Source organism: Pantoea sp. EKM103V, from assembly GCF_011800365.1.
Classification (GTDB): Bacteria; Pseudomonadota; Gammaproteobacteria; order Enterobacterales; family Enterobacteriaceae; genus Pantoea; species Pantoea anthophila.
In genome coordinates this window covers 51,578-77,922 of sequence record NZ_JAALFQ010000001.1, presented here as the reverse complement: position 1 = coordinate 77,922, position 26,345 = coordinate 51,578, and the positions used below count along the sequence as shown (strand labels likewise).

26 protein-coding genes are annotated in these 26,345 nt (G+C 58.9%); 11 read left to right on the top strand and 15 right to left on the bottom strand.

Annotation, left to right across the window (positions count from 1 at the left end; translation table 11 throughout):
- Window positions 1-52 precede the first annotated feature (52 nt).
- Entirely contained in the window at window positions 53-199 is a 147-nt protein-coding gene (locus HFD97_RS00395; RefSeq protein ID WP_162836530.1) for a hypothetical protein, read from the bottom strand.
- Between the two features lie 254 nt (window positions 200-453).
- Between HFD97_RS00395 and HFD97_RS00390 the strand changes: the two genes are divergently transcribed.
- Entirely contained in the window at window positions 454-3,591 is a 3,138-nt protein-coding gene (locus HFD97_RS00390) for a beta-galactosidase (protein WP_167431186.1), read from the top strand.
- Here the strand turns inward: HFD97_RS00390 and HFD97_RS00385 are convergent.
- Entirely contained in the window at window positions 3,473-4,747 is a 1,275-nt protein-coding gene (locus tag HFD97_RS00385; RefSeq protein WP_167431187.1) for a multidrug efflux MFS transporter, read from the bottom strand. The two genes, HFD97_RS00390 and HFD97_RS00385, sit on opposite strands and share 119 nt — an antisense overlap.
- Before the next feature lie 388 nt (window positions 4,748-5,135).
- Between HFD97_RS00385 and HFD97_RS00380 the strand changes: the two genes are divergently transcribed.
- Window positions 5,136-5,387, top strand: coding sequence for a biofilm development regulator YmgB/AriR family protein (locus HFD97_RS00380; RefSeq protein WP_009091829.1), 252 nt, complete (start codon window positions 5,136-5,138; stop codon window positions 5,385-5,387).
- A gap of 9 nt (window positions 5,388-5,396) precedes the next feature.
- On the opposite strand, the gene HFD97_RS00375 is transcribed toward HFD97_RS00380, so the two are convergent.
- From HFD97_RS00375 to HFD97_RS00365, 3 genes are all read right to left on the bottom strand, one after another.
- A complete protein-coding gene (locus HFD97_RS00375; RefSeq protein ID WP_140923331.1) occupies window positions 5,397-5,717 on the bottom strand; it encodes a hypothetical protein in 321 nt (106 codons plus the stop codon).
- Between the two features lie 152 nt (window positions 5,718-5,869).
- On the bottom strand, window positions 5,870-6,166 hold the full coding sequence (locus HFD97_RS00370) for an I78 family peptidase inhibitor (protein WP_009091832.1): 297 nt from the start codon (window positions 6,164-6,166) through the stop codon (window positions 5,870-5,872).
- Between the two features lie 274 nt (window positions 6,167-6,440).
- A complete protein-coding gene (locus HFD97_RS00365) occupies window positions 6,441-9,044 on the bottom strand; it encodes an EAL domain-containing protein (protein WP_167431188.1) in 2,604 nt (867 codons plus the stop codon).
- A gap of 208 nt (window positions 9,045-9,252) precedes the next feature.
- Here HFD97_RS00365 and HFD97_RS00360 point away from each other — a divergent pair, with 208 nt between their 5' ends.
- From HFD97_RS00360 to HFD97_RS00350, 3 genes are all read left to right on the top strand, one after another.
- Complete coding sequence (locus HFD97_RS00360) at window positions 9,253-9,903, top strand: CPBP family intramembrane glutamic endopeptidase (protein ID WP_009091835.1); 651 nt, start codon at window positions 9,253-9,255, stop codon at window positions 9,901-9,903.
- 160 nt (window positions 9,904-10,063) lie between these two features.
- Window positions 10,064-10,234, top strand: a complete 171-nt coding sequence (locus tag HFD97_RS00355) for a hypothetical protein (protein WP_009091837.1) — start codon at window positions 10,064-10,066, stop codon at window positions 10,232-10,234.
- A 99-nt stretch (window positions 10,235-10,333) separates the two neighbouring features.
- Window positions 10,334-10,564, top strand: coding sequence for a hypothetical protein (locus tag HFD97_RS00350; RefSeq protein ID WP_046102016.1), 231 nt, complete (start codon window positions 10,334-10,336; stop codon window positions 10,562-10,564).
- A 116-nt stretch (window positions 10,565-10,680) separates the two neighbouring features.
- On the opposite strand, the gene yniD is transcribed toward HFD97_RS00350, so the two are convergent.
- The 6 genes from yniD to HFD97_RS00325 form a co-directional block, all read right to left on the bottom strand.
- Window positions 10,681-10,788 (bottom strand): small membrane protein YniD, encoded by a 108-nt coding sequence (gene yniD / locus HFD97_RS22225; RefSeq protein ID WP_244319728.1) that lies wholly within the window; start codon window positions 10,786-10,788, stop codon window positions 10,681-10,683.
- A gap of 122 nt (window positions 10,789-10,910) precedes the next feature.
- Window positions 10,911-11,339: an OsmC family protein gene (locus HFD97_RS00345; protein ID WP_046101325.1), complete on the bottom strand. Its 429-nt coding sequence runs from the start codon at window positions 11,337-11,339 to the stop codon at window positions 10,911-10,913.
- Between the two features lie 58 nt (window positions 11,340-11,397).
- Window positions 11,398-12,585: an FMN-dependent L-lactate dehydrogenase LldD gene (gene lldD, locus HFD97_RS00340; RefSeq protein ID WP_058956385.1), complete on the bottom strand. Its 1,188-nt coding sequence runs from the start codon at window positions 12,583-12,585 to the stop codon at window positions 11,398-11,400.
- The gene (gene lldR, locus HFD97_RS00335) at window positions 12,585-13,358 is read right to left on the bottom strand and encodes a transcriptional regulator LldR (RefSeq protein ID WP_154928038.1); all 774 of its coding nucleotides are present in this window, start codon (window positions 13,356-13,358) and stop codon (window positions 12,585-12,587) included. Before lldR ends, lldD begins: the two co-directional genes overlap by 1 nt.
- Entirely contained in the window at window positions 13,355-15,010 is a 1,656-nt protein-coding gene (lldP, locus tag HFD97_RS00330; RefSeq protein WP_167431189.1) for an L-lactate permease, read from the bottom strand. Before lldP ends, lldR begins: the two co-directional genes overlap by 4 nt.
- 209 nt (window positions 15,011-15,219) lie before the next feature.
- A complete protein-coding gene (locus HFD97_RS00325) occupies window positions 15,220-16,389 on the bottom strand; it encodes a cyanate transporter (RefSeq protein ID WP_167431190.1) in 1,170 nt (389 codons plus the stop codon).
- A gap of 87 nt (window positions 16,390-16,476) precedes the next feature.
- Between HFD97_RS00325 and HFD97_RS00320 the strand changes: the two genes are divergently transcribed.
- The 3 genes from HFD97_RS00320 (at window position 16,477) to dbpA (ending at window position 21,337) form a co-directional block, all read left to right on the top strand.
- Window positions 16,477-17,337 (top strand): LysR substrate-binding domain-containing protein, encoded by an 861-nt coding sequence (locus HFD97_RS00320; protein ID WP_167431191.1) that lies wholly within the window; start codon window positions 16,477-16,479, stop codon window positions 17,335-17,337.
- Window positions 17,338-17,426: 89 nt separating this feature from the next.
- The gene (locus HFD97_RS00315) at window positions 17,427-18,815 is read left to right on the top strand and encodes an amidohydrolase (RefSeq protein ID WP_167431192.1); all 1,389 of its coding nucleotides are present in this window, start codon (window positions 17,427-17,429) and stop codon (window positions 18,813-18,815) included.
- Between the two features lie 1,139 nt (window positions 18,816-19,954).
- On the top strand, window positions 19,955-21,337 hold the full coding sequence (gene dbpA / locus HFD97_RS00305) for an ATP-dependent RNA helicase DbpA (protein WP_046101317.1): 1,383 nt from the start codon (window positions 19,955-19,957) through the stop codon (window positions 21,335-21,337).
- 33 nt (window positions 21,338-21,370) lie between these two features.
- Here the strand turns inward: dbpA and HFD97_RS00300 are convergent, their stop codons facing one another.
- Window positions 21,371-21,763: a YgiW/YdeI family stress tolerance OB fold protein gene (locus HFD97_RS00300; RefSeq protein WP_009091859.1), complete on the bottom strand. Its 393-nt coding sequence runs from the start codon at window positions 21,761-21,763 to the stop codon at window positions 21,371-21,373.
- Window positions 21,764-21,930: 167 nt separating this feature from the next.
- Between HFD97_RS00300 and HFD97_RS00295 the strand changes: the two genes are divergently transcribed.
- The 3 genes from HFD97_RS00295 to HFD97_RS00290 all read left to right on the top strand — a co-directional run bounded on the left by HFD97_RS00295 (window position 21,931) and on the right by HFD97_RS00290 (window position 24,959).
- Complete coding sequence (locus HFD97_RS00295; protein WP_111208035.1) at window positions 21,931-22,893, top strand: chemotaxis protein; 963 nt, start codon at window positions 21,931-21,933, stop codon at window positions 22,891-22,893.
- Between the two features lie 54 nt (window positions 22,894-22,947).
- Window positions 22,948-23,082 (top strand): hypothetical protein, encoded by a 135-nt coding sequence (locus HFD97_RS22220; RefSeq protein ID WP_255348909.1) that lies wholly within the window; start codon window positions 22,948-22,950, stop codon window positions 23,080-23,082.
- Window positions 23,083-23,381: 299 nt separating this feature from the next.
- Entirely contained in the window at window positions 23,382-24,959 is a 1,578-nt protein-coding gene (locus tag HFD97_RS00290) for a methyl-accepting chemotaxis protein (RefSeq protein ID WP_111208034.1), read from the top strand.
- Between the two features lie 124 nt (window positions 24,960-25,083).
- On the opposite strand, the gene HFD97_RS22215 is transcribed toward HFD97_RS00290, so the two are convergent.
- The 3 genes from HFD97_RS22215 to HFD97_RS00275 form a co-directional block, all read right to left on the bottom strand.
- Window positions 25,084-25,254 carry a cold-shock protein gene (locus HFD97_RS22215; protein WP_140028666.1) on the bottom strand — a complete coding sequence of 57 codons (171 nt, stop codon included), beginning with the start codon at window positions 25,252-25,254 and terminating at the stop codon, window positions 25,084-25,086.
- A gap of 3 nt (window positions 25,255-25,257) precedes the next feature.
- The gene (cspA, locus tag HFD97_RS00280) at window positions 25,258-25,470 is read right to left on the bottom strand and encodes an RNA chaperone/antiterminator CspA (RefSeq protein WP_009091867.1); all 213 of its coding nucleotides are present in this window, start codon (window positions 25,468-25,470) and stop codon (window positions 25,258-25,260) included.
- Window positions 25,471-25,786: 316 nt separating this feature from the next.
- Window positions 25,787-26,209, bottom strand: coding sequence for an Ivy family c-type lysozyme inhibitor (locus HFD97_RS00275; protein ID WP_167431193.1), 423 nt, complete (start codon window positions 26,207-26,209; stop codon window positions 25,787-25,789).
- Between the last annotated feature and the right edge of the window lie 136 nt (window positions 26,210-26,345).

Below are 26,345 nucleotides of genomic sequence, written 5' to 3'. Positions count from 1 at the left end.
CCGGTCAGCGTGATGGAAAGATCCCATTCCAGAGTGGGACTGTACTGCACGTTTAGCGCGGATCAACAAATCCGTGGCCTGGCCCGCCACCCGGGCCGCCCCAGCCCCCTCCACCGCCGCCGCCAGGAGGCGGGAAAAGACATCCGCTCAGGATAAAACCTAATGCCACAACAGCCGCCAGCTTAACGATTCGTTTCATATCAACCTCAGGGTGTAAAAATCGGGCTGAGTGTATGAAGCCATCAGCGGGACTGACAAGTGAGATTTCTCTGCATCCTGCCGCTATTCATCTTTGCTGACCAGACTTAACATTTTACAGTCAGTAATCTGCTCTGTTCTCAACATCCCGACAGGTTTGCAGACGAAACTATTTGTGCAAAACGGGAGGGCGAACGCTTTACAGCCTGGCAATTTTTGCGCATTGTGAGCGCATCACATTTACAGGATACCGACATGACTCTCTCTCAGGCTGCTCTCAGTGACATCCTCTCCCGGCGCGACTGGGAAAACCCGGTAGTGACCTCGCTGCATCGGCTGGATGCCCACCCGCCCTTTGCCAGCTGGCGCGATGAAGCAGCTGCGCGTGATGACGCCCCGTCCGCCTCACTGCGCAGTCTCAACGGTGAGTGGGGATTCAGTTACTTTGCGCAGCCTGAAGCGATTCCCGCCAGCTGGTTACTGCAGGATCTGCCGGATGCCGGTACGCTTCCGGTGCCGGCCAACTGGCAGATGCACGGCTATGACGCGCCCATTTATACCAACGTGCAGTATCCGATCCCGGTCGATCCGCCGCGGGTACCGGCAGCAAACCCGACCGGATGTTACTCGCTCACATTCAGCATTGAAGCCGCATGGCTGGAGACGGGACAGACGCGCATTATTTTTGACGGCGTTAACTCCGCCTTTCACCTCTGGTGCAACGGTCACTGGATTGGCTACTCCCAGGACAGTCGGCTGCCCGCTGAATTTGACCTGAGCGAGGTGCTGCGTCCCGGTAAAAACCGGCTGGCCGTGATGGTGCTGCGCTGGAGCGATGGCAGCTATCTGGAAGATCAGGACATGTGGCGCATGAGCGGTATTTTTCGCGACGTCACCCTGTTGCATAAACCCCGGGTTCATCTGGCTGACGTTCAGCTGGAAACCCGGCTCAGCCCGGAATTTTGCCGTGCGGATCTGCGTGCGCAGGTGCGTGTCGCGTTGCCTTACGCCGTTACCTCACGCTATCAGCTGCGTCTGACGCTGTGGCAGGGCGAGCAGCAGATTGCACAGTGTCAGCAGCCGCTGGGCAGCGCCATCATCGATGAACGCGGCCACTATCCCGAACGCGCCCTGCTCAGCCTGCCGGTGGAGCGGCCTGAACTCTGGAGCGCGGAGACGCCTCACCTCTACCGCGCCACGCTGGCCCTGCTGGATGAGCAGCAGCAGTTAATCGAGGTGGAAGCCTGGGATGTCGGTTTCCGCCAGGTCACTATCGACAATGGCCTGCTGTGCCTGAACGGCAAACCGCTGCTGATCCGCGGCACTAACCGTCACGAGCACCATCCTGAACGGGGCCAGGTGGTGGATGAGGCGATGATGCGCCGCGACATCATGCTGATGAAGCAGCACAATTTTAATGCAGTGCGCTGCTCGCACTACCCCAATCATCCGCTCTGGTACCGGCTGTGCGATCGGTACGGGCTTTATGTGGTGGATGAGGCCAACATTGAGACCCACGGCATGCAGCCCATGAACCGGCTCTCTGACGATCCGCGCTGGTTTGCCGCCTACAGCGAGCGGGTCACGCGCATGGTGCAGCGTGACCGTAACCACTGCTGCATTATTATCTGGTCGCTGGGCAACGAGTCCGGCCATGGCGCAACGCACGACGCGCTTTACCGCTGGGTGAAAAGCAGCGATCCGACCCGTCCGGTTCAGTATGAAGGCGGCGGTGCGGATACCGCCGCGACCGATATCATCTGCCCGATGTACGCCAGGGTGGATCAGGATCAGCCCTTCCCGGCGGTGCCGAAATGGTCACTGAAAAAGTGGATTGGACTGCCGGGCGAAACGCGCCCGCTGATCCTCTGTGAATATGCTCATGCGATGGGCAACAGCTTTGGCGGCTTTGCGAAATACTGGCAGGCTTTCCGTCAGTTTCCGCGCCTGCAGGGCGGCTTCGTCTGGGACTGGGTGGATCAGAGCCTGACCCGCTATGACGATCAGGGAGAGCCCTGGCAGGCCTATGGCGGCGACTTTGGCGATACACCCAACGATCGTCAGTTCTGTATGAACGGGCTGGTGTTTGCCGACCGTACACCTCATCCGGCGCTCTATGAGGCGCAGCGTGCCCAGCAGTTCTGGCACTTCACGGTCGATCCCGACGATCCGCTGAGCTTTACGGTCAGCAGCGACTATCTGTTCCGCCACAGTGATAACGAAGTGTTGCGCTGGTGCATAGAGCAGGCCGGCCAGGTCGTGGCGCAGGGTGATATCCCGCTTGATATCCCCGCGCAGGGCCAGCAGCGGATCACCCTGCCCTCCCCGCCTCCGTTGCAGGGCGAATGCTGGCTGAATGTTGCCGTGCATCAGGTGCAGCCGACCCGCTGGAGCGAAGCTGGCTGGCGTGTCGCCTGGGATCAGTGGGCGCTCCCCTCCGCGCTGGCACTGCCTTCCCTGCCGGAAACCGGTGAGGCACCGCAGCTGCACGATAACGGCCGTGAGATTGTCGTCACCCACCGGCAGCAGCGCTGGCAATTTTCCCGTCACAGCGGCGAACTGGAGCAGTGGTGGGTGGATGACGCGCCGACGCTGCTGACGCCGCTTCAGGCGTGCTTTATCCGCGCGCCGCTGGATAATGACATCGGCACCAGCGAAGCGGAACGGATCGATCCCAACGCCTGGTCGGAGCGCTGGAAAGCGGCAGGCTATGACCAGATGCAAAGCCAGCGGATAGCGATTGCGGCCGAAACGCTGACCCGGGCGGTGCAGATTGAGACGCTGCACAGCTGGCACGCCGGGGGTCAGCTCGCCTTTATCAGCCGGATACGTTTTCTGATCAATGCACAGGGGGAGCTGACGCTGCAGCTTTCCGTTGAGCAGTCCCGCGGTTTGCCACCGCCAGCGCGCATCGGGCTACGCTGCGCGCTGGCGACGATCCCGCAGCAGGTGAACTGGCTCGGCCTCGGTCCGCACGAAAACTACCCTGACCGCCAGCTGGCCGCACAGTTTTCCCGCTGGCAGTTACCGCTGGATCAGCTCTTTACGCCCTATGTTTTCCCGGGTGAGAATGGCCTGCGCGGCGGCACCCGTGAGCTTGATACCGGCAGCTGGCAGGTCAGCGGGGATTTCGCTTTCTCGCTGAGTCGCTTCAGCCTGGAGCAGCTGCGGGAGACGTCACACCGCCACCTCCTGCGCCCGGAAGCGGGCTGCTGGCTGCATCTGGATGCGTACCACATGGGGGTGGGCGGCGATGACTCCTGGAGTCCCAGCGTCAGTCCTGAGTTTCTGCTGACTCAGCAGCGCTGGCAGACGGAACTGACGATTTGCCAGCCGACGCGGGCAGCACGGTCTTCGGACGACGGTAAACGCGCTTCAGAAACAGCACATTAATCAGCACCACCACGGCGGTGGCAAAAAAGACCCAGCGGAAACCTGCCATCGCCGACACCGCCCCGCCCAGCAGCGGACCGGCAACGTTGCCGAGATACATAAACGACTGGTTGTAGCCGAAGATCCGCCCCGTAATGTTGTCGCGTGAATGGCGCACCAGCAGGGTCTGCACCGCAGGCATCATCGCACCATCGGCGAAGCCCAGCAGAAAGCGCAGCACGCCCAGCTGCGTTGCGCTGGTCACAAAGGACATGGCGATAAACAGCAGTAGCGAGATCGCCATCGTCGCCAGCAGAATACGCTGTGTACCGATGCGATCGCCGAGTCGCCCCAGCCGGGGTGCGGCCAGCAGAGCGGACACGCCGGGCAGCGCGGCGATCACCCCGCTGAGAAACGCGATGTTCTCCGCATGGGGCGCCAGCTCCCGCACAAACAGCGTCAGGATGGGGTTAACCGACCCGTTACACATCTGAATCACCAGGGTGGTAAAGAACAGGCAGAGCACCAGTCTGGGGTTATCCAGCGAGCGGAACACCTCGCGTCCGCTGAGCTTCTCCTTTTTACTCACCGGGGTGTAGCCGGCCTCTTTAATCAGGAAGAGTGTGACCAGAAAACTGACCAGCAGCAGAGCTGCGGTGACCATGAAGACCATGCGCAGCCCCACCCCGTCAGCCAGCAGCCCGCCCAGCATCGGTCCCAGAATCACCCCGCCAATCTGGCCGGTAGAGACACAGCTTAGCGCCCAGCCGCTGCGTTCACGCGGCACCTGAGCGGCCACCAGCGCCATGGCGTTGGGGATATAGCCGGAGGTCAGCCCCATCAGGGCGCGCAGCAGCAGCAACTGCCAGGCTTCGGTGACGAAAGCCTGCAGCAGGATCACGATCCCCATGCCAGCAGCGGCGCGCAGCAGCATCAGTTTCCGCCCTTTGCGATCGGCCAGGCTGCCCCACAGCGGCGCAACCGCCGCTGAGATCACAAAGGTGATGCTGAACGTCAGTCCCGACCAGAGGCTCAGTGAGGTGCCGCCGGTGACGCCCAGCTGCTCAAGGTAGAGTGGCAGGAACGGAATAATCTGGCTGATCGCCAGTCCGGTAAAAAAACAGCCAAACCAGACCGAGATCAGGTTTATCTTCCAGGGTTCAATGATGCGTGGCATGGGCAGAGGAAGTGAAGAGAAAGAGGGCTGAGTTTAACCCAGGCCCGCTGCGCGTGACCGCCAGAACATGGCAAAAACGGCAAGCATCTTGATTCTGCGCAATTTACGCCGCCGGACAGGTCGCGGATCTGTCGCCTGTCGATCTCCATCCCCCCCTCAGCAGGATGGAAAAATATGTCATTGTGTTACTGACAACCGTTTGCTTCGCTTCTATGTTTAAAAAACCGCCAGCCACGGCGGTATAGCGATCGTTCCGATCGGTGTGACGCCCTCCGCAAACAACGGTGCAGACCGTCCGGCTATGCTGAGGCGAACCCGCGTATTGAGTAGATAAACGCCCCTGCACCCAGGTGTAAGGGAGAGGTCTGGGGTTTAGCGGAGGTGGGAAATGAGAGTGCAACCGAACAGCGCCAGCCGCGCTATCACCGACTATTTCAATGGCCCGAACTGGCGGACGCCGCCCGAGTCCGATCTGCTGGCGGTGATTATGCGCGAGATGATGGAAGCGGGTCAGCCCGCCACCAATAAAGCGATTATTGCGCGGGTGATTGAGAAACTGGAAGTCGAAGGGGACGAAACGCAGCTGCAACGTTATCGTACCCTGCTGGCTCAGTTAATCGACGCGCCACCCCGGGCCTGAAGCGGTGGCTTATTTCACCCAGCGCAGCTTATCCGCTTCGCTGATGCTGGCCCGCCCGCTGCTGCGCTGAAACAGGCAGAGCTCCCGTCCACGCTTATTGTTCATATGACGCTGAGGATAGCGCCCCTCCAGCAACAGAGCGCTGTATCCTGTGCTGTCGTCATACTCAATCGGCTCGCCCAGCACCCTGACTTTGCTCAGGTGACTGGCGTTAATGCAGGCCTGGGTCATCACCTGACGGCTCTGTTGCCAGGCTTCGGCACTGGAGGCCTGCGCCGCTGCACTGCTGAGTAAGGCTACAGAGAGTAGCGCGCCTTTCATCCGTTTCATGTTCGCTCCTGTTACCGCCCGCAGGCGCTAAAAAAATTCCCGCCGGGGCGGAAATAAACAAGACGAGCATTGTCAATCGCGTGACGAGAAGCGCATCGAAATGCAGCGCCATTCTCGCCCGCCGTTATGACAAGGCTGTGACACCCAGGCCGTCAGCCGCAATAAACAGAGCTGATGTTGCCGTTTTTATCCGCCAGGAAGTTAAGCCGGTTGAGGTTAAAGTCCATGGTGACGGCAGAGTTATAAGGGATAGGACGCACCAGCTGGTCGAAATGCTGTCCCTGCAGCGCGGTTAACGGTTTGCCGACATAGTGCTGAAACTGTGAGGCACCACAGCGATCATTCTCAGGATCCGGCTTCACGCTGGCCGTGTCAGAGTGGGAGGCGGATTGACAGGCAGTTAAGGCAAACAGACCCGCTACCAGCAGCCCTTTTCCATAAAATTTCACGTTTGATCTCCTGTTGGACGTGTAAAACCCTGTCCCCAAGAGTAGCAAAGCGTGCCGGCCAGGCTGAACTCTAAAAAAGTAAAGTTGTTACAGCCGCCGAAAACCGTAAGCGGTGGCGATCACAATTTAGGATTAATCGCACGCACTGCTTAAAAAAGAAACGCCCGGTGGCTACAATTAACTAAGATTATTCTTAGCTCTGGGAGTCCATAATGGAACTGATTATTTTTGTTGTCTGCGCCATGCTGATGACCGCCGTGGCGGTCAAAGTCCGTTAAGCGGACCCAGCCTGATTCTGCGCCGTTCTTTCCAGAAGCGTACTGAACGCAGCCAGCGGCATCGGACGACCGAGGAAGTAGCCTTGCCCCTCTTCGCACGAGAGCTGTTTTAACTGGTTCAGCTGCGCTTCTGTCTCAATCCCCTCTGCCGTAATGGTCAGCGCAAACGCGCGTGCCAGCGCAATAATGCCCGCTACCACTGACTGTGCCTGCTCCGACTCCGGAAAATCTTTCATCCATGAGCGATCGATCTTGAGGCCGTTAAAGGGGTAGGTTTTCAGGTAACCCAGCGCGGCATAACCGGTGCCGAAATCATCCACGGTTAACCTGACCCCCAGCGCCCGTAAGCCCTGCATCATCTCCAGCGCACGCTGCGGATGTTCAAAGGTGACATTCTCTGTGATCTCCAGCTCCAGGCGCGTTGCCGGCAGGCCGCTTCGGGCCAGTGCATCCGCCACCCGCTGCACCAGGTCGCTGGTGCGAAACTCCATCGGCGAGATATTCACCGAGACGTAGCGGTCGCCTCCCCACCCCAGTGCATCTTCACAGGCGCGCATCAGCACCCAGTCACTGATGGTGGCAATCAGTCCGCTCTCTTCCGCCAGCGGAATAAAGTGATCGGGTGTCATCCACTGATCCGGCGCAACCTGCCAGCGAAGCAACGCCTCGGCTCCCGCCAGCTGGCCGCTCAGCAGCTGATAGCGGGGCTGATAGTGCAGGCGAAATTCATTGTTCCTCAGCGCTTTCTCAATGCGGCGTGCCATTTCACGCTTATCCTCGCGCTGGCTGGCCATCTCGCTGGCATACCAGACCCACTGATTGCGCCCCGCTTCACGCGCTTCGGTGAGCGCGATGTCGGCCATACGCAGCAGCGTTTCCGGGTGACTGGCATCCTGCGGGACGCAGGCAATGCCCATGCTGACCGTCAGATAGTGGACATGCTGGCCGGTGCTGATCGGCTGCTGAACCTCATGCACCAGCTGAGCACAGCGCTGATCGACCCGCTCGCGGTTCGTTTCACGCAGGACCAGCACAAACTCATCCCCGCCCAGTCGTGCCACCAGCTCCTGAGGCCCCGTGGCGCGCTTCAGACGCTGCGCGATCTGGCTCAGCACCTCATCGCCCGTCGCATGGCCCCAGGTTTCGTTGATCGGCCTGAACTGATCGAGGTCGAGCGTAATCAGCGTCAGCGGCACGATCCCTTCCGGCTGCTCAAGATGCTGTGTCAGAAACTCCTGCAGCTGTACGCGGTTCGACAGGCCGGTTAAGACGTCATGACGCGACAGGAACTGAATACGCGCCTCCGCTTCCATACTCTGCGTGATGTCTGAAACCGTGCCGCGGAATCCGATACGCCGCGTGTCATGCCAGATCGTTTTCGCCACCAGCTGACCAATACGGCGGTTGCCCTGCGCCGACATAAACTGGCAGCGCAACGGCATCTGCTGCCCCTCCTCCTCCTGGCGCAGCAGCCAGGCGACCAGCGAATGGCTGGGATGGGTCAGCAGCTGATCGATGTGTCGCCCCAGCCAGTGTGACATGTCGTGGCCGGTGACATTTTCAAAGCGCGCGGACAGGTAGATCAGGCGGCCCTTCTCATCCGTCTCCCAGATCCAGTCTGACGCCGCCTCAGCGAGATCGCGAAACCGCGCTTCACTGCTGGCCAGCTCCTGCTGGCTGATCGCCAGCATGGCGAAGCGCCGGTCTGAGAGGATCGCATTCGAAAGCGCATGGCGGCTGACGCGGCGGGTGATCAGACCAATGATAATCGCCATCAGCGTCAGCAGGGGTAGCAGAAACAGGATCAGGCCCATTCCCGGCATCTTCGGTGTCCAGCGCAGGACAATCGGTTCGCCGTGCGGCAACGGCTGCACCATGCGCGGCTCGCGCAGCGCATCCTCTTCACTGTCGGGCAGACGCAGCTCACGCACATCCAGCGAGGCGCCCAGCGCCTGAAGCTTGGCGGGGGTAAACAGATTCACAAACACCATCACGGATGGCGGCCCCGCCTTTGACGGCGTGTTATCCACTCTGCCGCTGCTGATCGGGGCGGCCACCACGATGGCGGGCAGATGATTGATCTCTGCATCCTGCGTCATGGCCCTGTTGTTCAGCTGACGCGCGGCCGCAATCAGGCCGGACGTCTGCTGACCCAGCCACGCCTCCAGCGGCGTGTCCGTCAGCTGACCATCAATCACCGTGTAGGTGGTGTGACCTTTGCCATCCACCACGAACACGCCTTCATAGTGATACTCTTCATAAAGACCCGGACCAAAGTTCTCTTCGTCATACGCCCAGGCTTTGTTCACGCTGACGTGAAGATTACGCCACGCTTCGCCCCAGAATGCATAATCCCGGATATCAGTGGCCATCGCCTCCTGACGACTCTTCCACGCCTGCTGCACCAGCAGCAGATCGTGCTCAGCCGATGTGCTGTTCTGCCGCTGGGCGATGGTCAGCACCATCACCATTGAGAGCAGCAGCACGCCAAACAGCAGCAGCGAAAGCGTACGCAGACTGCGGCGCGTAAAGCGCACAGTGCGGTCTTCAGCAGCCTGTCTGAATGGCGGTGAGGGCGGTGCCGGGGGGTTAAAATTCATTGAAAGTGCTCACTACACAACCAGGTTTTAGTCACGGGCCAGCCCTGTAATACGGGGGGCTGACCAGATAGTTTCCTCAGTTATCGGCCCGCCTGCTCCGGTGTTTAGTCTGCGGCAAAAATAAGCATGCAATATTGTCTCAAGGGCTGACTCGACAGCGATCAGGCGCATTGCTACTATGCGCTAACCTTCGCTGGCAGAGTCGCCTATGAACACCAATTCCGACAGAGTGACCCTGACGCTGTTCTACGTCGGCAGCTTTGTGGTTTATTACCTGGTTACCATGCTGATCACGCTGTTTCCCAACTACAGCGTGCTGCGCAATGACGGACTGCTGGTGCCGGTGCTCTGCCTGTTTGAATTTGCGGTCATCTACCCGCTGTATCGCTTTTACTGCCAGCGCCGCGCCGATCTGCCGCTGGGTGAACTCGGCATGCTGCAAACCCTGCTCTTTACCGGCGCGCTGTTTGTCCTGATGGCGGCCCAGATGCAGTTTATGCAGCCGGAAGGCTGGCTGGTGATGCAGGCCCAGCAGGGACGCAATTCGCTGCTGATTCTGCTGCTCACCGCCGTGCTGCTGGCCCCGGTGTTTGAAGAGGTGCTGTTCCGCGGATTCCTGTTGCAGGGCTTTCTGCTGTGGGCACCGCGCAGCCGCTTCGCCTGTATGCTGCTGACCTCGCTGCTGTTTGCGGTGATGCACACGCAGTATGTTCACTGGCAGACCCTGATCGCCCTGACACTCTTTTCGCTGCTGCTCTGCTACGCCCGGCTGCGGAGTAACAGTCTTGCCCTGCCTATCTTTCTGCACACCCTGAACAATCTGATTGCGCTGCTGCCCGCCTGGTATTTCGCGGGCTGACGCCTCATCGCCTCTCTGCTGACGCACCGTTTTCCGGCCGTGTCGCGGGCCACCGCTCACACTGACAATGCTGCCCCGGCACGTTTGTCTATACTGGTGGATAAAAAGGGAAAAAAGACGTCACAGTCCGGACCAGCAGACCGTGTAAAGGAGAAGAGCGATGTTGATAGGATTTGTGTTGTTAGTGAGCGCGTGTGGATATGATGCCTGTGAGGCGTTACCCGTCTCGGAGCGTATCTATCCGACCAAAGCCGACTGTGAAACGATGGCGCACCGTATTCACAAAGTCAGACCGAACGTGGTCCTGCTTTGCGGTGAAGTTCATCGCTGATTCAGGGCCAGTCGCAATAAAGCCGCGCTGCAACATTGCAAGCTGGCGATTTAGCGTACAAAATATAAGCTGTTGTTCACCATTATCGTTGTGAATCCCATGAAAACATCACGTCCCCGTCGTCCTGCCGGACGCTGGGTTTACTATCTTTTGTATGATGGCATTCTGTGGCCCTGCCCTGTCCGCTGGGAGTGGGAGAGCAGTTATGGCGGCTGGCTGCCGTTTTACTACACGCCTACCTTTGAGTTTGTGGTGGGCGATCCGCGTAAGGCTCATCGCATTGCGCGCAGCGACGTGCGCGTCAGACGGCGCGAAGATGCCTTTGTCTGAGCGAAATCTACCGCCACGGCAGCCATGAGGCTGTCAGCAGGAAGTAAATCGCCTCCAGCACGATAATCACCATCAGTAAGATGCCCAGCGTGTGGCGACCTGTTCCCTTCATCGGTTCAGGCCCAGATTATCGCAGCCCGGCGTATCAGCAGCAGGGCACCACAGATGCATAACAGCACCAGCACCATCTTCCACTGTTTTCTGGCCGCCCGGACTCTCACCATCGCGGTTTCCTCTCTTTCAGAAAGCAAAGATGCGCCTGAAGGCGCATCTGTTTCGGTCAACAGCAGGACCGGTTGTGCATAGCGTCGCGCCAGGGTCGCCAGAGGGCGACCCGTTACCGGCATCAGTTATTCAGCGTGTAATCCAGTGTGATTTCCGCATTCAGTAACTGAGAAACCGGGCAGCCCGCCTTGGCGTTGTTGATAATTTCATCAAACGCTGACTTATCAATGCCTGGCAGAGAGACGGTGCTGGTCAGCGCCACTTTGGTGATGGCAAAGCCGTCGCCTTTCTTGTCCAGCGACACATCGGCCGTGGTATCAATGCTTTCCGGCTTGTGGCCCGCATTGCCCAGCATCAACGACAGGGCCATGGAGAAACAGGCCGCGTGCGCTGCACCAATCAGCTCTTCCGGGTTGGTGCCTTTGCCGCCTTCAAAACGGGTGTTAAAGCCATAGGGCTGCTGGCTCAGCACGCCGCTCTCAGTGCTGACGGTGCCTTTGCCTTTGATATCGCCTTCCCAATGCGCCGAACCTTTCTTATGAATGGTCATCTCATTCCTCCTGTGGGTAAAGAAGCTAAGTATAGACAATGCATTCATTTTCGCAGGCTTAACTCACCGCGCGCGGACGGGGTGAGGCGCTCTGCGGTTCCAGCAGCGCCCCGGCCTGCACCAGCGAATCGCGCGTGATATCCGCGATGGACTTCGCGCCGGTCAGGGTCATGGCAACGCGCATCTCCTTCTCAATCAGGTTCAGCAGGTTTTCCACGCCGCGCTGACCGTGGGTCGCCAGCGCATAGATAAAGGCGCGTCCCAGCAGCACGCTGTCTGCGCCCAGCGCAATCATGCGCACCACATCCAGCCCGTTGCGGATACCGCTGTCTGCCAGAATGGCAAGATCCCCTTTGACGGCATCGGCAATCGCCGGTAACGCCCGCGCAGACGACAGCACACCATCCAGCTGACGGCCGCCGTGGTTAGACACCACAATCCCGTCGGCCCCGAAGCGCACCGCATCGCGCGCATCTTCCGGGTCCAGAATCCCTTTGATCACCATGGGCCCGTCCCAGAACTCACGGATCCACTCCAGATCGCGCCAGGAGATAGAGGGATCGAAGTTGTTCGCCAGCCAGCCGATGTAATCTTCCAGTCCGGTCGGCTTGCCGAGATAGGCAGAGATATTGCCCAGATCGTGTGGACGCCCCTGCAGGCCGACATCCAGCGCCCACTGCGGATGCGTGACCGCCTGCCAGTAGCGCCGCAGCGCGGCGTGTTGACCGCTCATGCCGGAGTGCGCATCGCGATAGCGGGCACCCGGCGTCGGCATATCGACGGTAAAGACCAGAGTCGAGCAGCCCGCGGCTTTGGCGCGCTCCAGGGCGTTGCGCATAAAGCCACGGTCGCGCAGCACATAGAGCTGGAACCACATCGGGCGGTTAATCGCCGGTGCCACCTCTTCAATCGGGCAGACCGAAACCGTGGAGAGGGTAAACGGAATCCCTTTCAGGGCAGCCGCACGCGCCGCCTGCACCTCTCCCCGACGGGCATACATGCCACACAGTCCTACCGGCGCCAGCGCAACCGGCATCGACAGGGTTTCCTTAAACAGGGTCGTTTCCAGACTCAGTTCTGACATGTTCTTCAGAATACGCTGGCGCAGCGCCACGTCCGACAAATCCTCCACATTGCGACGCAGGGTATGTTCGGCATAGGCCCCGCCGTCAAGATAGTGGAACAGGAACGGCGGCAGGATACGTTGCGCGGCGGCGCGATAGTCACTGGCAGCTGAGATAATCATCAGTCAGATTCCTTAGGGTTGCGTGTGTCGTTATCCGGTAAGCGGGTGATGCGCGCCTGACGCGCTTCATCTTCATGCAGGCTTTTCATGGTGGTGTGAACAAACCCCAGATGCTGCATCGCCGCCTGCCGGGCGGCGTCGGCGTCGCCCGCGAGAATGGCGTCGAGCAGCGCCTGATGCTGTTCCGTGAGGCGGGCAAAAATCGCAGGCTGGGTATACATCCGCTGACGGCTCTGCATGACCGAGGATTGCAGCAGTTCAAAAAAGCCCCGCATGGTCTGCAGCAGCACCAGGTTGTGCGACGCCTCGGCAATCGCCAGATGGAAGCGCACATCGGCCTGGGCGGCGAGATCGGGATCGTCACTCTCCTTCAGCTTCAGCGTGGCATCAAAGGCGTATTGCAGCCGCTCTCTGTCGGCGTCGGTGGCGCGCAGTGCCGCATGCCAGGCGGTGCTGGCCTCAATGGCGTGACGCGCCTCCAGAATGTCATAGCGGTAGTCGGGATCGTCATGCAGCAGCTGGCGAATCGGCTCCACGATGCGCTGTTCCGACCAGGGGGCCAGCTGCTGCCGGAGCCAGGTTCCGCCGCCGCGCCGGCTGATCAGCATGCCGCTGCTGATCAGCTGCTGAATCGCCTCACGCAGCGAGGAGCGTGAAACGCCGAGTTCAGCCGACAGCTGTCGCTCGGCAGGCAGGCGCATGCCTGGCTCAAGGTGATGGTCGGTGATGTACGCCCGCAGGCGCGTCACCAGCGGGTCTGCCGGGTTTGTCATGGGATCATCCAGGGGAAAACGTAGGCCTGAAGGGTGGTAATGAGACCGACCATACAGGTGAAAATCAGGCTGTGTTTCACGGTAAAGCGGAACAGGTCGGACTCTCTGCCCACCAGCCCGACCGCCGCACAGGCGATGGCGATCGACTGCGGTGAGATCATCTTGCCGGTTACGCCGCCGGTGGTGTTGGCCGCCACCAGCAGGACATCGGAGACGCCAATCTGCTGCGCGGTGGTAGCCTGCAGGGCGGCGAAGAGCGCATTGGATGAGGTGTCCGATCCGGTCAGGAAGACGCCCAGCCAGCCCAGAAACGGCGAGAAGAAGGTAAACGCGTGACCGGTGTGTGCGAGGGCCAGCGCCAGCGTGGCGGAGAGGCCGGAGTAGTTGGAGATAAAGGCAAAGGCAAGCACCATTCCGATAGAGTAGATGGGCAGCGCCAGCTCCTTCAGCGTAGCCGCAAAGGTCTGCAATCCGGCCCTGGGCTTCATGCGCAGGAAGATCATCGCCGCAATCGCCGCGATCAGAATCGCGGTGCCGGTGGCGGAGATCAGATCGAGCTTATAGAGGGCCGGATAAGGCGTGGCGCTGCTGACCACCGGCGGCACCCGCGCCACCAGCCCATTCAGCAGCGGAACCGGTATGTTCAGCACCCACTCATAGAGCGCGCCGCCCTGAGTAAACAGCGCCTTAAACGGCGGAATACTCCAGAGCGTTACGGTGGCGGTGAGAAACAGGAACGGCATCCAGGCGCGAACGATCTGGCTCAGCCGGTACGTCTGCGGCGGCGTCAGGGCGTCACCCTGCTTCGCCCCGGCATCAGCAAAGCGGAAGATGCGCACCGGCTTCCAGACCCGAAGAAACAGCGTCAGAGAGATCAGCGAGGCGAGCGACGAGATAATGTCAGGCAGCTCCGGCCCCAGAAAGTTGGAGCTGAGAAACTGGGCGACAGCAAAGGAACCGCCCGCCACCATGACTGCCGGCCAGGTCTCTTTTACCCCACGCCAGCCATCCATGATCGCCATAATCCAGAACAGCACAATCAGGGTCAGCAGCGGCAATTGACGTCCGGCCATCTGGCCGATGGCGAAGCTATCCAGCCCGGTGACCTGCCCCGCCACGATAATCGGAATCCCCATCGCGCCAAAGGCGACCGGCGCGGTATTCACGATCAGGCAGAGCCCGGCGGCATAGAGCGGGTTGAAGCCCAGCCCCACCAGCAGCGCGGCGGTAATCGCGACGGGTGCACCAAAGCCCGCCGCCCCTTCCAGAAAGGCGCCGAACGAGAAGCCGACAATCAGCATCTGCAGGCGCTGATCGGGCGTAATCGACAGGATAGAGGCGCGGATAATATCGAACTGGCCGGTTTTAACCGAAATTTTGTAAACGAAAACGGCGGCGACAATGATCCAGGCTATCGGCCACAGGCCGTAGAGAAAACCATACACCACGGCGGCCAGCGCCTGTGCCACCGGCATCTGATAGAGGAACAGCGCCACCAGCAGCGCCAGCACCACAGTCAGAGTGGCCGCCAGATAGCCCTTCATCTTAAGTTTAATCAGTGCAAAGAAGAAAAACAGAATTGGTATCAGTGCGACCAGGCTCGAAAGCCAGATGTTGCCCAGCGGATCGTAGTTTTGTTGCCAGATCTGCATGCCGTTATCTCCAGAGGAAAGATGAGATGGAACACAGTCGCTGTGCTGCATTCCCTCAGCCCGCCGGATTGGTCAGACCACATCCGGCTTTCGCGGGCCTTATGGCTGGAGATAGTTAATGCATTGTTAACCTGAGGCAACAAAAGTTGCGCGATTTTTCTGGTTGTGTGAACCAGGGAAAAATATTGCGCCGATTGGTCTGACCAAAATCAGGGATTTTCTTCGGGAAAGGCGTGCGGATAACTGCGCGGATGGAAACGCAGATTCAGCGCAATCAGCAGCAGCGTAACCGCCGCCTGCAGAACCCACACGCTGGTGAAGTGGCCGGTAAGCGTGTGCAACTGCCCGGCGATAAACGGCATACTGCCCGCGATAATAAAGCCGACGCCCTGCATAAAGGCGACCAGCCGTGCACCCGCCTGCGGCTGCGCCAGATGATCCAGGGCCAGTACCAGCGCCAGCGGAAACGCCCCGCCCAGTCCTGCGCCCGCGATCCCCGCCCAGAGCCAGGGAGCCAGCTGCGGGGCAAACAGGAAGCCAAGCATGCCGCTGAGCTGCATCGCCAGCGTCAGCAGCAGCAGCGGACGGCGATCGCGCCCCCGCGCCAGCAGAGGCAGCAGCAGCGCCCCGGTCACCTGACAGCCGATCATCATGCCGAGCAGTGAGCCGCCCGCCTGCGCAGGCCAGCCGAGCTGGTGATAGAAGTCGGGCAGCCAGGCGACACAGATGGCGTAACCGCCGTTCACCAGGCCGAAACTCAGCGCCAGGGCCCAGGCGCGCGGTTTACGCCAGAGGGAAGGCAGCGCTGCCCTCTCCTGGCGGGCGACCGGTCTGCTGGCGATAAACAGCCAGAGCAGCATAGCCAGCACCACCGGCAGCGCCCAGCTGCTCAGCGCGCCCTGCCAGCCAAGCTGCCCGGTCAGCCACGGCGAGATTGCCGCACCGATGCCGCCGCCGCCCATCAGCGCCGCGGCCCACAGACCGGTGACCCCGGCACTGCGCTGGCCAAAGCGCTGGCGGATCACTCCCGGCATCGCCATCTGCACGATGCCGATGCCCGCACCGCCCGGCAGGGTCGTCAGCACCAGTCCTCGCCCCTCCGTCACAAACAGCCGGCTCGCCAGGGCCAGCAGCAACAGCAGCAGCCCGCCCAGCAGTAGTTTGCGCACGGAAAAGCGCTGCATCAGTGGCGCACTGACGAGGGCGATCGCGCCCATCATCATCATCGGCAGCGCTGGCAGCAGCGACGCCGCCAGCGGTGACAGGCCAATGCTCTGGCGTAACTGGCCGAGCAGCGGGCTGACGGAGGTCATCAGCGGCCGCATATTCAGCCCGGCCAGCACCAGTGCCGCCAGCAGCAGAACGTTATCTCTCTTCATCGGCAATCCATACGTTTAAAAGTTGTCAGCCTGACAGCAGCCGATACTATTGGGAAATGAAATATTACTCTGCCAGGTAGTGAGAAAATGAATCGTCAGCCGATGTTTACCCCGCAGCAGTTGCTCAGTTTTGTGGCCGTGTGCGAAACCACCAGCTTCACCCGGGCGGCCGACCGGGTGCACCTGTCGCAATCCACCGTCAGCCAGCAGGTGCGGCGCCTTGAGGAGATGGTGGGAAAGGCGCTGCTGGTTCGCTCCTCGCATCAGGTGCAGATCACCGAAGAGGGCGAAAAACTTTTGGGCTATGCGCGACGGATTATTGCGCTGAACGCAGAAGCCCACGATGTCCTGAGCGATCAGTGGCGCGACGGCGTGCTGCGGCTGGGAGTGCCGGAAGATTTTGCCGCCCCCACCGCCGGTCTGCTGGCGCACTTCAGTCGCGCCCACCCTCAGCTGCGGCTGGATGTGATGAGCGGCATGCAGGTGGAGCTGAGGCGCGCCTGGCAGCGTGAAGAGCTGGATATCATGCTGATTAAGCAGCCCTATGGCGATCGTCCGCTGGCATCGCGGCCGGAACCGCTGCTATGGCTCGACAGCGCGGAGTGGCCCTGCTTCGAACAGACGCCGGTGCCGCTGGTGCTTTTTCCCCAGCAGGGGCTTTATCGCGATGAGGTGTGTCAGACGCTCGATGCGCTGGGCCGAAGCTGGCGCATCAGTTACAGCAGCGCCAGTCTGGTGGCGCTGGCCGCCGCCAGTGCGCAGGGGCTGGGACTGACGTTGCTGCCCGCCAGCTGTCGCCTGCCCGAACATCGGGTGCTGGGCCGTGAGCAGGGGCTGCCGGTGATTGATACTTTTGAACTGGCGCTGTTCTGCCGTCATCCACAGGATCCGTTGCAGCGCGCGCTGGCGGAATCACTGGCGGCGTTCGGTCAGCTGCGCTGGCAGTGAAATATCGAATAGTCACCAGTGAGAAATAGCGCAGCAGGGTAAGCCCGCCTTTGTCAGATTAACGGTCTGTTCCCCTGACTGGAGTTTTTATGCCCGTTTCCTCTTCATCGAGCCGCCGTGACTTTCTCGGACACGGTGTCCGCTGGACCGCCGCAGGCGGCCTGCTCGCTGCGGGTCTCGGCCCGGCCAGTGCCGCGACGACCTCCGCCCCCTCCGTCTCCCACCCTCACACCCCCGCCCCGCTGCCTCAGCAGGATCACTATCTGCTGCGCAATGTGCGGCTGGAGGAGGGGTTTATTCGTGAGGAGGATGAGATCGTCGCCACCCGCACCGGCCGTTACGATATCAGCGTGCGCGACGGCAGCATTGATCGACTGACGCCCGCCGGTCAGGGTGATGCAACTCTGCCGTCATGGGATGCGCAGGATGCACTGCTGCTGCCCGCCACCCGGGATATGCACATCCACCTTGATAAGACCTTTTACGGCGGCCCGTGGCAGGCGCCCCGTCCCCGTCAGGGCAAAACCATCATGGATATGATTGCCCGCGAGCAGGTGCTGATTCCGCAACTGCTGCCGCACTCACAGGCGCGCGCCGAAGCGTTAATCGCCCTGCTGAACGCCAAAGGCACCACCCGCGCCCGCAGCCACTGCAATATCGATCCGGTCAGCGGCCTGCAGAGTCTGGAACATCTGCAGGCGGCGCTGGCGCGGCACCCCGACTTTCACTGCGAGATCGTGGCGTTTCCACAGCACGGCCTGCTGCACTCGCAGGTCGATGGCCTGATGCGCGAGGCGATGCAGCACGGCGTCGCAAAGGTGGGCGGGCTGGACCCCACCAGCGTGGATGGCGCGATGGAGAAGTCACTGGATGCGATGTTCCGGATTGCACTCGATTATCAGCGCGGCGTTGACATCCATCTGCATGAAACCTCCCCGGCTGGCGTGGCCGCGATCCAGTACATGATCGACACCGTCGCCAGGAACCCGGCGCTGAAAGGCAATGTGACGCTGAGCCACGGTTTTGCGCTGGCGACGCTGGAGGGGAGCGCTCTGAACAAAATGATTGAAGGGCTGGCAGAGCAGCAGTTCAGCGTAGCCTCAACGCTTCCCCTCGGCAAACTGACCATGCCGATTCCGCAGCTGCAGGCGGCGGGCGTAAAAGTCATGACCGGCACCGACAGCGTTATCGATCACTGGTCACCCTTTGGCACCGGCAGCATGCTGGAAAAAGCGAATCTCTATGCCCAGCTCTATCGCGGATCGGATGAGTTTTCGCTGTCGCGGGCGCTGGGGATTGCCACAGACGATCGGCTTCCGCTTTCGGCTCAGGGCGAAAGACAGTGGCCGCAACCGGGCGATGATGCGAACATGATGCTGGTAGCCGCCAGCTGCTCCGCCGAAGCCGTGGCACGGATTTCACCGGTAGTCGCGACCTTCTCGCGCGGTAAACCCGTGTTTGCGCTGTCATCGGCCTGAAATCGCAGGGCGGATGCCTCGCGCTGAGCCTGCTTAGTCATAGCGGAGAGAGCGAGCCTGCTCAGGGACGCGACTGCCGGACTTAAAGCGAAGGGAGCATACGCCTGTAGCAAAGCATAGCGGGCCAGGGATGGCCCGCGCTGAGCCTGCCAGGGATGGCGGTTTTGCGTCTTTGCGGAGGGCATATGCTCCCTGAAGCCTGCTCTGAGAGGAAGGTGAGTGGTATCGTGAAATGGATCCAGTCTGCTCAGGGAAGCCAGTCAGATCGGAAAGGCGCTTAAGCCAATCCCTGGCCGCTCGGCCCGCGCCGTCCCTGGCGCGGGACGCTTTCCTCTTCTGACTGGCTTCCCTGCGCTTTAAGCTTATTTATCGCTGATAGATTTCCGGTGCCCACGGTTTACCAGTAGCGATAGTTTTGAAACGGGAAACGACTGCCGGACATACGCCTCCCAGAAACGACAGAGCCTCCACAGGGGAGGCTCTGCATTTACCTGAGCGGAGTGCGTGTTACGCGCTTTTGGCCCATTGTTGATTCGACATTAATTCCATTGCCAGCGCGTATAAGCGACGATCTTCCTGATCACAGGGCTCATCTTCCGCATAACACCCGATCATCGAAGCGATCTTATCCGCAGATAAGCTCTCTCCATGAACGTGAAGTGTCAGTACGGCGCGGCCTACTATTTTAAGCACATTTTCATGTGGTCCCTGGATGCTATTACTCAATGCAAATACCCTCTACCGGTCGTTGTACCAGGAATATGGCGCGCTAAATATAAAGCAATTAGCTCAGGATTTTTATCGGCACCAGGAGTGATATTTTTTAATGATTAATTCTATTACTGGAGTCATGACAAAGGATTTATCTGATTAACAATGAAATAAATTTTTAAAAACGGCAGCTTATAAACCTATGACTGGCCTCATGAAATACCCTTTTTTGATTAGTCGCCTTCGGCACCGGCCAATCAATTAAAAAAAACCACCATTTCCAGGCAAACTTCAGTCTATTCCTAAGCGATACGGCAGAGATAGATTCACCCAGCTAACCATCGAGGTTCCCGTTGCCGTCTGGCGTGCTTTCTGCCAGACTTGCCCCGCAATCATGCTCTACACTTTCAGCCTCAGAGGCCGCGCCCGTGACCGCTTTTTCTACCCTCAATTCGCTTCCCGACAGCCAGCTCGATAACCTGCGCGAGATGGGCTACACCAGCATGACGCCGGTCCAGGCCGCCACGCTGCCCGCCATTCTGCAGGGACGCGACGTGCGCGCGCAGGCAAAAACCGGCAGCGGTAAAACGGCTGCGTTTGGTATCGGCTTACTGCACCATATCGACAGCACCCGCTTTCAGACTCAGGCCCTGATCCTCTGTCCGACCCGTGAACTGGCGGATCAGGTAGGCAACGTGCTGCGCCAGCTGGCACGCTTCACCCGTAACATCAAAGTCCTCACCCTGTGTGGCGGACAGCCGATGAGCGCACAGCGCGACTCCCTGGTGCATCCGCCGCATATCGTGGTCGGCACGCCAGGTCGTATCCTCGATCACATCCATCGTGAAAACCTCAAGCTCGACCAGCTCAACACGCTGGTGCTTGATGAAGCAGATCGGATGCTGGAGATGGGCTTCCTGAATGATATGGAAACGATCATTGAAGCCACCCCCGCGTCACGCCAGACCCTGCTCTTCTCCGCGACCTGGCCTGACGGCATCACGGCTATCAGCACCCGCTTCCAGCGCGACGCGCTCAGCGTGGTGACGGAAGATGTCAGCGAACTGCCCGCTATTGACCAGCAGTTCTTTGAAGCGAGCCACAATGAAAAACTGGGCTTACTGATTGCCCTGCTCAGCGATCATCAGCCCGCTTCCTGTGTGGTCTTCTGTAACACCAAACGTGAATGCGACGATGTTGCCGCGGCGCTCAACGCACGCGACATCAGCGCCCTGCCGCTGCATGGCGATCTCGAACAGCGCGACCGCGAACGCGTCCTGATCCGCTTCGCTAACGGCAGCGGTCGTGTCCTGGTTGCTACCGACGTCGCCGCACGCGGACTCGACATCAAATCACTGGCGATGGTCGTCAACTATCAGCTCGCCTGGGACCCTGAAGTCCACCTGCATCGTATCGGGCGCACGGCACGCGCCGGTGAGCATGGCGTTGCGGTCAGCCTGGTAGCACCCGATGAGATGGCTCGCGCCCACGCGCTGGAAGATTTCCTGCAGCAGAAACTGCCGTGGATCGCGGCCAGCACGCTGAAAAAAGGCAGCAGCAAACCGCTGCCTGCGGCCATGATGACGCTCTGCATTGATGGCGGTCGTAAAGCCAAGATTCGTCCGGGCGACATTCTGGGGGCACTGACCGGTGAGGCGGGGTATCGCGCGGAGCAGATTGGGAAGATTGTGCTGACGCCAACCCATGCCTATGTGGCCATTGAAGCCAGTCAGGCAAAAGGCGCGCTGGTGAAACTCAAGCAGGGCAAAATCAAAGGCAAAACCTGCCGGGCGATTCTGCTGAAGGATTGAAAAAACGGGCGAGGAGAACCTCGCCCGTTTTTATTACGGCTCTTCGATTTGGGTCACGTGCAGCGTGGTCTTATCCCCTTTACCCTGCACCTTGCCGCTGACCCGCACTTTGTCTTCCGCAGTGTAGGTCTTACCATCAAAGGTTTTCTTCGGCGCGATAATCGGTAACGTCCCGGTGTTGTCGCGGAACTGATAACGTTCACCCTGCTCTTTCTTCACGATATAGCCTTCCAGCGTCACGTAACCGCCCTGACGGAAGTCGCGGATCTGATCGATATGCGTCTGACCGGTATCCTCAGAGCCTTTATAGCCCGCATCCTGCTTGTGCTGAGGCGGTGGCGTTTCGCCCGCTTTGTATCCACCCTCTTCCGCTGCAACGCCCGCGCTCACCATCACCAGCAATGACGCTAAAATCACTTTTTTCATTTCACACTCCTTTATTGGAAAGGTGTCCATGTTGAACCTTCAGGGTTAAGCCTGGCACATTAATTGGCGATCGTTTTATTTCACCCTTCTCTTCTCACCTTTTTCCGTTTGCTGCCGATAACCTTTACACACCCTATTTCACCAGCTGCGTTAACGCAGAGGCAACCATGGATAATTTTCAAAAAGAGATTGATGAAAGAGCGAACCTCGCGTTATCGAACAAGTTTGAGCTGCTGCTTTTTCGCTTAGGTTCCGATCAGCTGAAAGGCAAGTCCGAGCTGTTTGGCATTAACGTCTTCAAGCTGCGTGAAATTGTGCCGATGCCGGCCATCACCAAAGCCGCTGGCATGCGGTCGCCGCTGCTGGGGATGGCGAGTATTCGGGGTCAGTTCATTCCGGTCATCGACCTGCCTGCCGTGGCCGGTTGTGTACCGGAAACCGGCCTTAACCTGCTGCTGGTGACCGAGTATGCCCGCAACACTCAGGCGTTTGCCGTTGAGTCTGTTGAGAACATTGTGCGTCTCGACTGGAGCCAGGTTCACACCGCAGAAGCGGGTATCGGCGGTCGCAACATCACCAGTATCGCCTGTCTGGACAGTGACAAGCAGAGCAATGAGCTGGCGATGGTGCTGGACGTTGAGCAAATCCTGTATGACATCATTCCGTCGGTGCGCGGCGTTGAGCCGGAAGCGGCGCGACCACGCACGTTCAACTATCGCCCTGGCGCCGTTGCGATTGTGGCAGAGGATTCCAAAGTGGCGCGTCAGCTGCTGGAACAGGGCCTGAAGAGTATGGGCATCCCGGCGCTGATGTATAACACTGGCCTGGAAGCCTGGGAAAAAATTAAGCAGATGAGCCAGGAAGCGCAGGCAGCAGGCGAGTCGATCCATGACAAAATCGCTCTGGTGCTGACCGATCTGGAGATGCCGGAAATGGATGGCTTTACGCTGACCCGCAACATCAAGCGTGACCCGATTCTGAAATATCTGCCGGTGGTGATTCACTCCTCTCTCTCCGGCAGCGCCAACGAAGATCACGTGCGGAAAGTCGGTGCCGATGGCTACGTGGCGAAGTTTGAGCTGAACGAACTGTCAGACGTGATTTTCAACGTTCTCGACGCGGCCCGCTAAGCGAATGCGGGCACATTCGCCCGCGTTTACGGCTCACCTGACAAGGAACCGACTATGCACATTGAAACCTTACCCGTTACCCCTGCTCGCCAGAAGCTGCTGCGTGGCCGTTTACGCCAGCTGGCATGGATTACCGCCGTTACCCTGAGCCTCGCATTCTGGGCTGGCCTCTACTTTTTGATTTTCTGACTTTTAAGCCGTTGCTTAAACCGGGCTGTCAGCGTTTCTGCTGACAGCCCTTTTTTTTGTCTTAATTTCGCCGCTCAATCATTGTTCATTTTTTCTGATGCTTAGACCCGATTATTTATTCACGCAACGTTATTACTTAAAAAATATTAAAGGTACATCTGCGCACTCCGATAACTGTATGCGCGAGACCCCCTTTTTGTCTGCGGTCCTGGCCTCAGGCATCAGCAAGGCACTGCGCACAACGGCAAGGCACCTGATTGTTGATAACTCATTGATTAATATTAAGACGGGAAGAGATTATGTTCATTATCAGTAATATGAAGGTGGGAATACGGCTCGCTGCAGCCTTTGGTATTATTGTCACGCTGCTGATCGTCATCGGCGTGACCTCGATAACGAGGATTAACAGTATTAATACGGCGATCGCCTCGATCGTTGACGATCGTTATGTAAAGGTCCGGCTGGCCTTTGATGTGCGCGACGGCGTTAACGATCAGATTAAATATCTGCGCGGCATGGTGATCGACACGCTGCACCCGGAAAAGAATGCGAAACGCTTTGGTCAGCTGGAAGAGGCGACACAACGCACTAACAACGCCATGAAGAAGATCGAGGCCATTCAGGTCACGCCGGTGGGTAAGAAAAAGATCGCCGGTCTTCTCGCTTCATCGCTGGCCTTCGAAAAGGTGAAAGCCGAGCTGATGGCGCTGGTACAGGCGGGTAATTTTGATGCTGCCAGCACCTATGTGCTGCAATCCATGACCGCCACACAGAATAAATTCCTGCAGGACGCCATCAATTTTGCCAACTCCCAGGACTCGCAGCTGCGCAGTGAGGGTCAGGGCATTATGGATAATGGCCAGTCGGCTATTACGGTCACGCTGATTTTCTCCGCCCTGGCGATTCTGGCTTCGATTGTGCTGGGCTACTTCCTGACACGCTCTATCGTGCGTCCGCTGGTGGCGGCGGTTGACGTGGCTGAACGTGTTGCCGCAGGCGATCTGAGTTCGCAGATGCAGGTCACCTCGCGTGATGAGACCGGCATTCTGATGCAGGCGCTGCAGCGGATGAACGACAACCTGCTCTCTATTGTGACCGAAGTGCGCACCGGCTCCGACACGATCGCGGTGGCCTCGAATCAGATCTCCAGCGGCAACCTCGATCTCTCTACCCGTACCGAACAGCAGGCCAGCTCGCTGGAGGAGACCGCGTCGGCCATGGAGCAGATGACTTCGACGGTGAAGCACAACGCCGATAATGCGCGTGAAGCCAATCATCTGGTGTCGGCAACCTCCAGCGTGGCGCGTGAAGGCGGCGTAGTGATGGAGCAGGTGATCGAGAAAATGGAAGCGATCGCCCTCTCCTCACGGAAAATTGTCGATATCATCAGCGTTATCGACTCCATCGCTTTTCAGACTAACATTCTCTCTCTGAACGCGGCGGTTGAAGCGGCACGTGCGGGCGAGCAGGGTCGCGGTTTTGCGGTGGTTGCGACGGAAGTGCGCAATCTGGCGCAGCGTTCAGCGTCAGCGGCAAAAGAGATCAAAGTGCTGATTGAGGACTCTGTCGCGAAAGTCGATGAGGGCAGCAAGCTGGTTACGCATGCGGGCTCTACCATCGGGGAGGTGGTGAACAGCGTGCAGAGCGTGGCGAACATCATGAGCGAAATCACTATCGCCAGCAGCGAACAGAGCAGCGGCATCAGTGAAATCAACCAGGCGATTACCCAGATGGAAGCAGTGACCCAGCAGAACGCCGCGCTGGTACAGGAAGCCTCAGCCGCGTCACAGGCGCTGCAGGATCAGGCAGAGCGGATGGCACAGGCCATGAGCGTGTTTAACACCGGTAAACTCTCCCTGCAGCCGGTACTGCGTTAACGTCCGAAGCGGCCTGCTGCGGCGGGCCTGTTTCCGGGTCGGGCAACAGCAGAAACAAAAAAGGCTGCCAGAGGCAGCCTTTTATTACAGTAAATGCAACAACGCTATATGGCTCACTAGCCTGTCAGAGTGCGCGAGGCTGGCTCTGAATCGCAATCCTTGCCGTGTTCACCTGAACAACAACAGATTTGCAGAAAATGCATTTCGCTCCATGCGGGTTGGCTCTTGTGACATCAAAATGTGATGTACGAAACTGTGAGCCATGACAGTGTGGACATTTAAAAGTAATTTTCAGTCCTTAGAGACCAACAACGTTCGCAGCAGCTGGGCCTTTGGCGCCATTTTCTACTGTGAATTCAACTTGCTGACCTTCGTCTAATGAACGGAAATCGGTGCCCTGGATTGCAGAGAAGTGTACGAATACATCTTTGCTGCCGTCCTGAGGAGAGATGAAACCGAAGCCTTTCTCTGCGTTAAACCATTTAACGGTACCGCGAATTTTGTTAGACATGCTTAAATCCTTAATATATCGAGCCTTCCGGCATAATGGCCTGAGAACAGATTTTAATCAGAACGTAAGAGAAGACTCAAAAAGAAGGGATGTCTCGCGACAAACTTAGAGATGAGAACTGCTTTGGTTACTTACTTTGATAGTGTCTGTTAATCAAACCGACGATTCATTAAGCCACACTTAACCAGGTGGCGCAAGCCGCAATTGAAATTAATCTCAAATTGTGCGGCCGCCCGTTTCAGCGGGCCGGCATGCGGGGAAACGTCTCAGCGATGCGTCCCGCATGCCACTCTTCTGCTCTGTCTGCCAGCGTGACTCAGGGTGTCAGATCGCCATTCAGCTCGCTCAGCAGGCTGTTGCGCATCCCACCCTCATCAATGGGATCGAGGTTCAGCCAGGTCAGCGTCTGACGCCGGCTTTTCTCATCATAATCGGAGTAGACGCCATGAATATCGCCCTTCTCCGGCGAGTAGAGGATGGCAATCGTCTGCGCCGGGCAGTTGTGTGGCTTACATCCCGACAGCGCCTGATACTTCACCCCCTTAATGGTGACCTCGGTGGCCGGGCTACTGGTGCCGCCCTGCTCAACCCATGCCGGAAAAGCGTGCCCGGCGATCAGCTTGTGATACGCCTGGCCGGTCTGTTTGTTCTGGATAAAATCATACAGATAGGTTGGGGCCGCGGCACTCGCGAACAGCGGAACGGCAGCCAGCACCGCCGCGATAACACCTCTTTTCATCCTCTTTTTCTCCTCATATCTGGGTTTTATCTGCGCTGACCATGACCTTATCGGTTTTACTGCGCGCTGTCAGTATCGCCGGGGTGCCGTTACGGTTTCTGACGGCCGATCAAAAAAGGGCGAGGCCGGAGCCTCG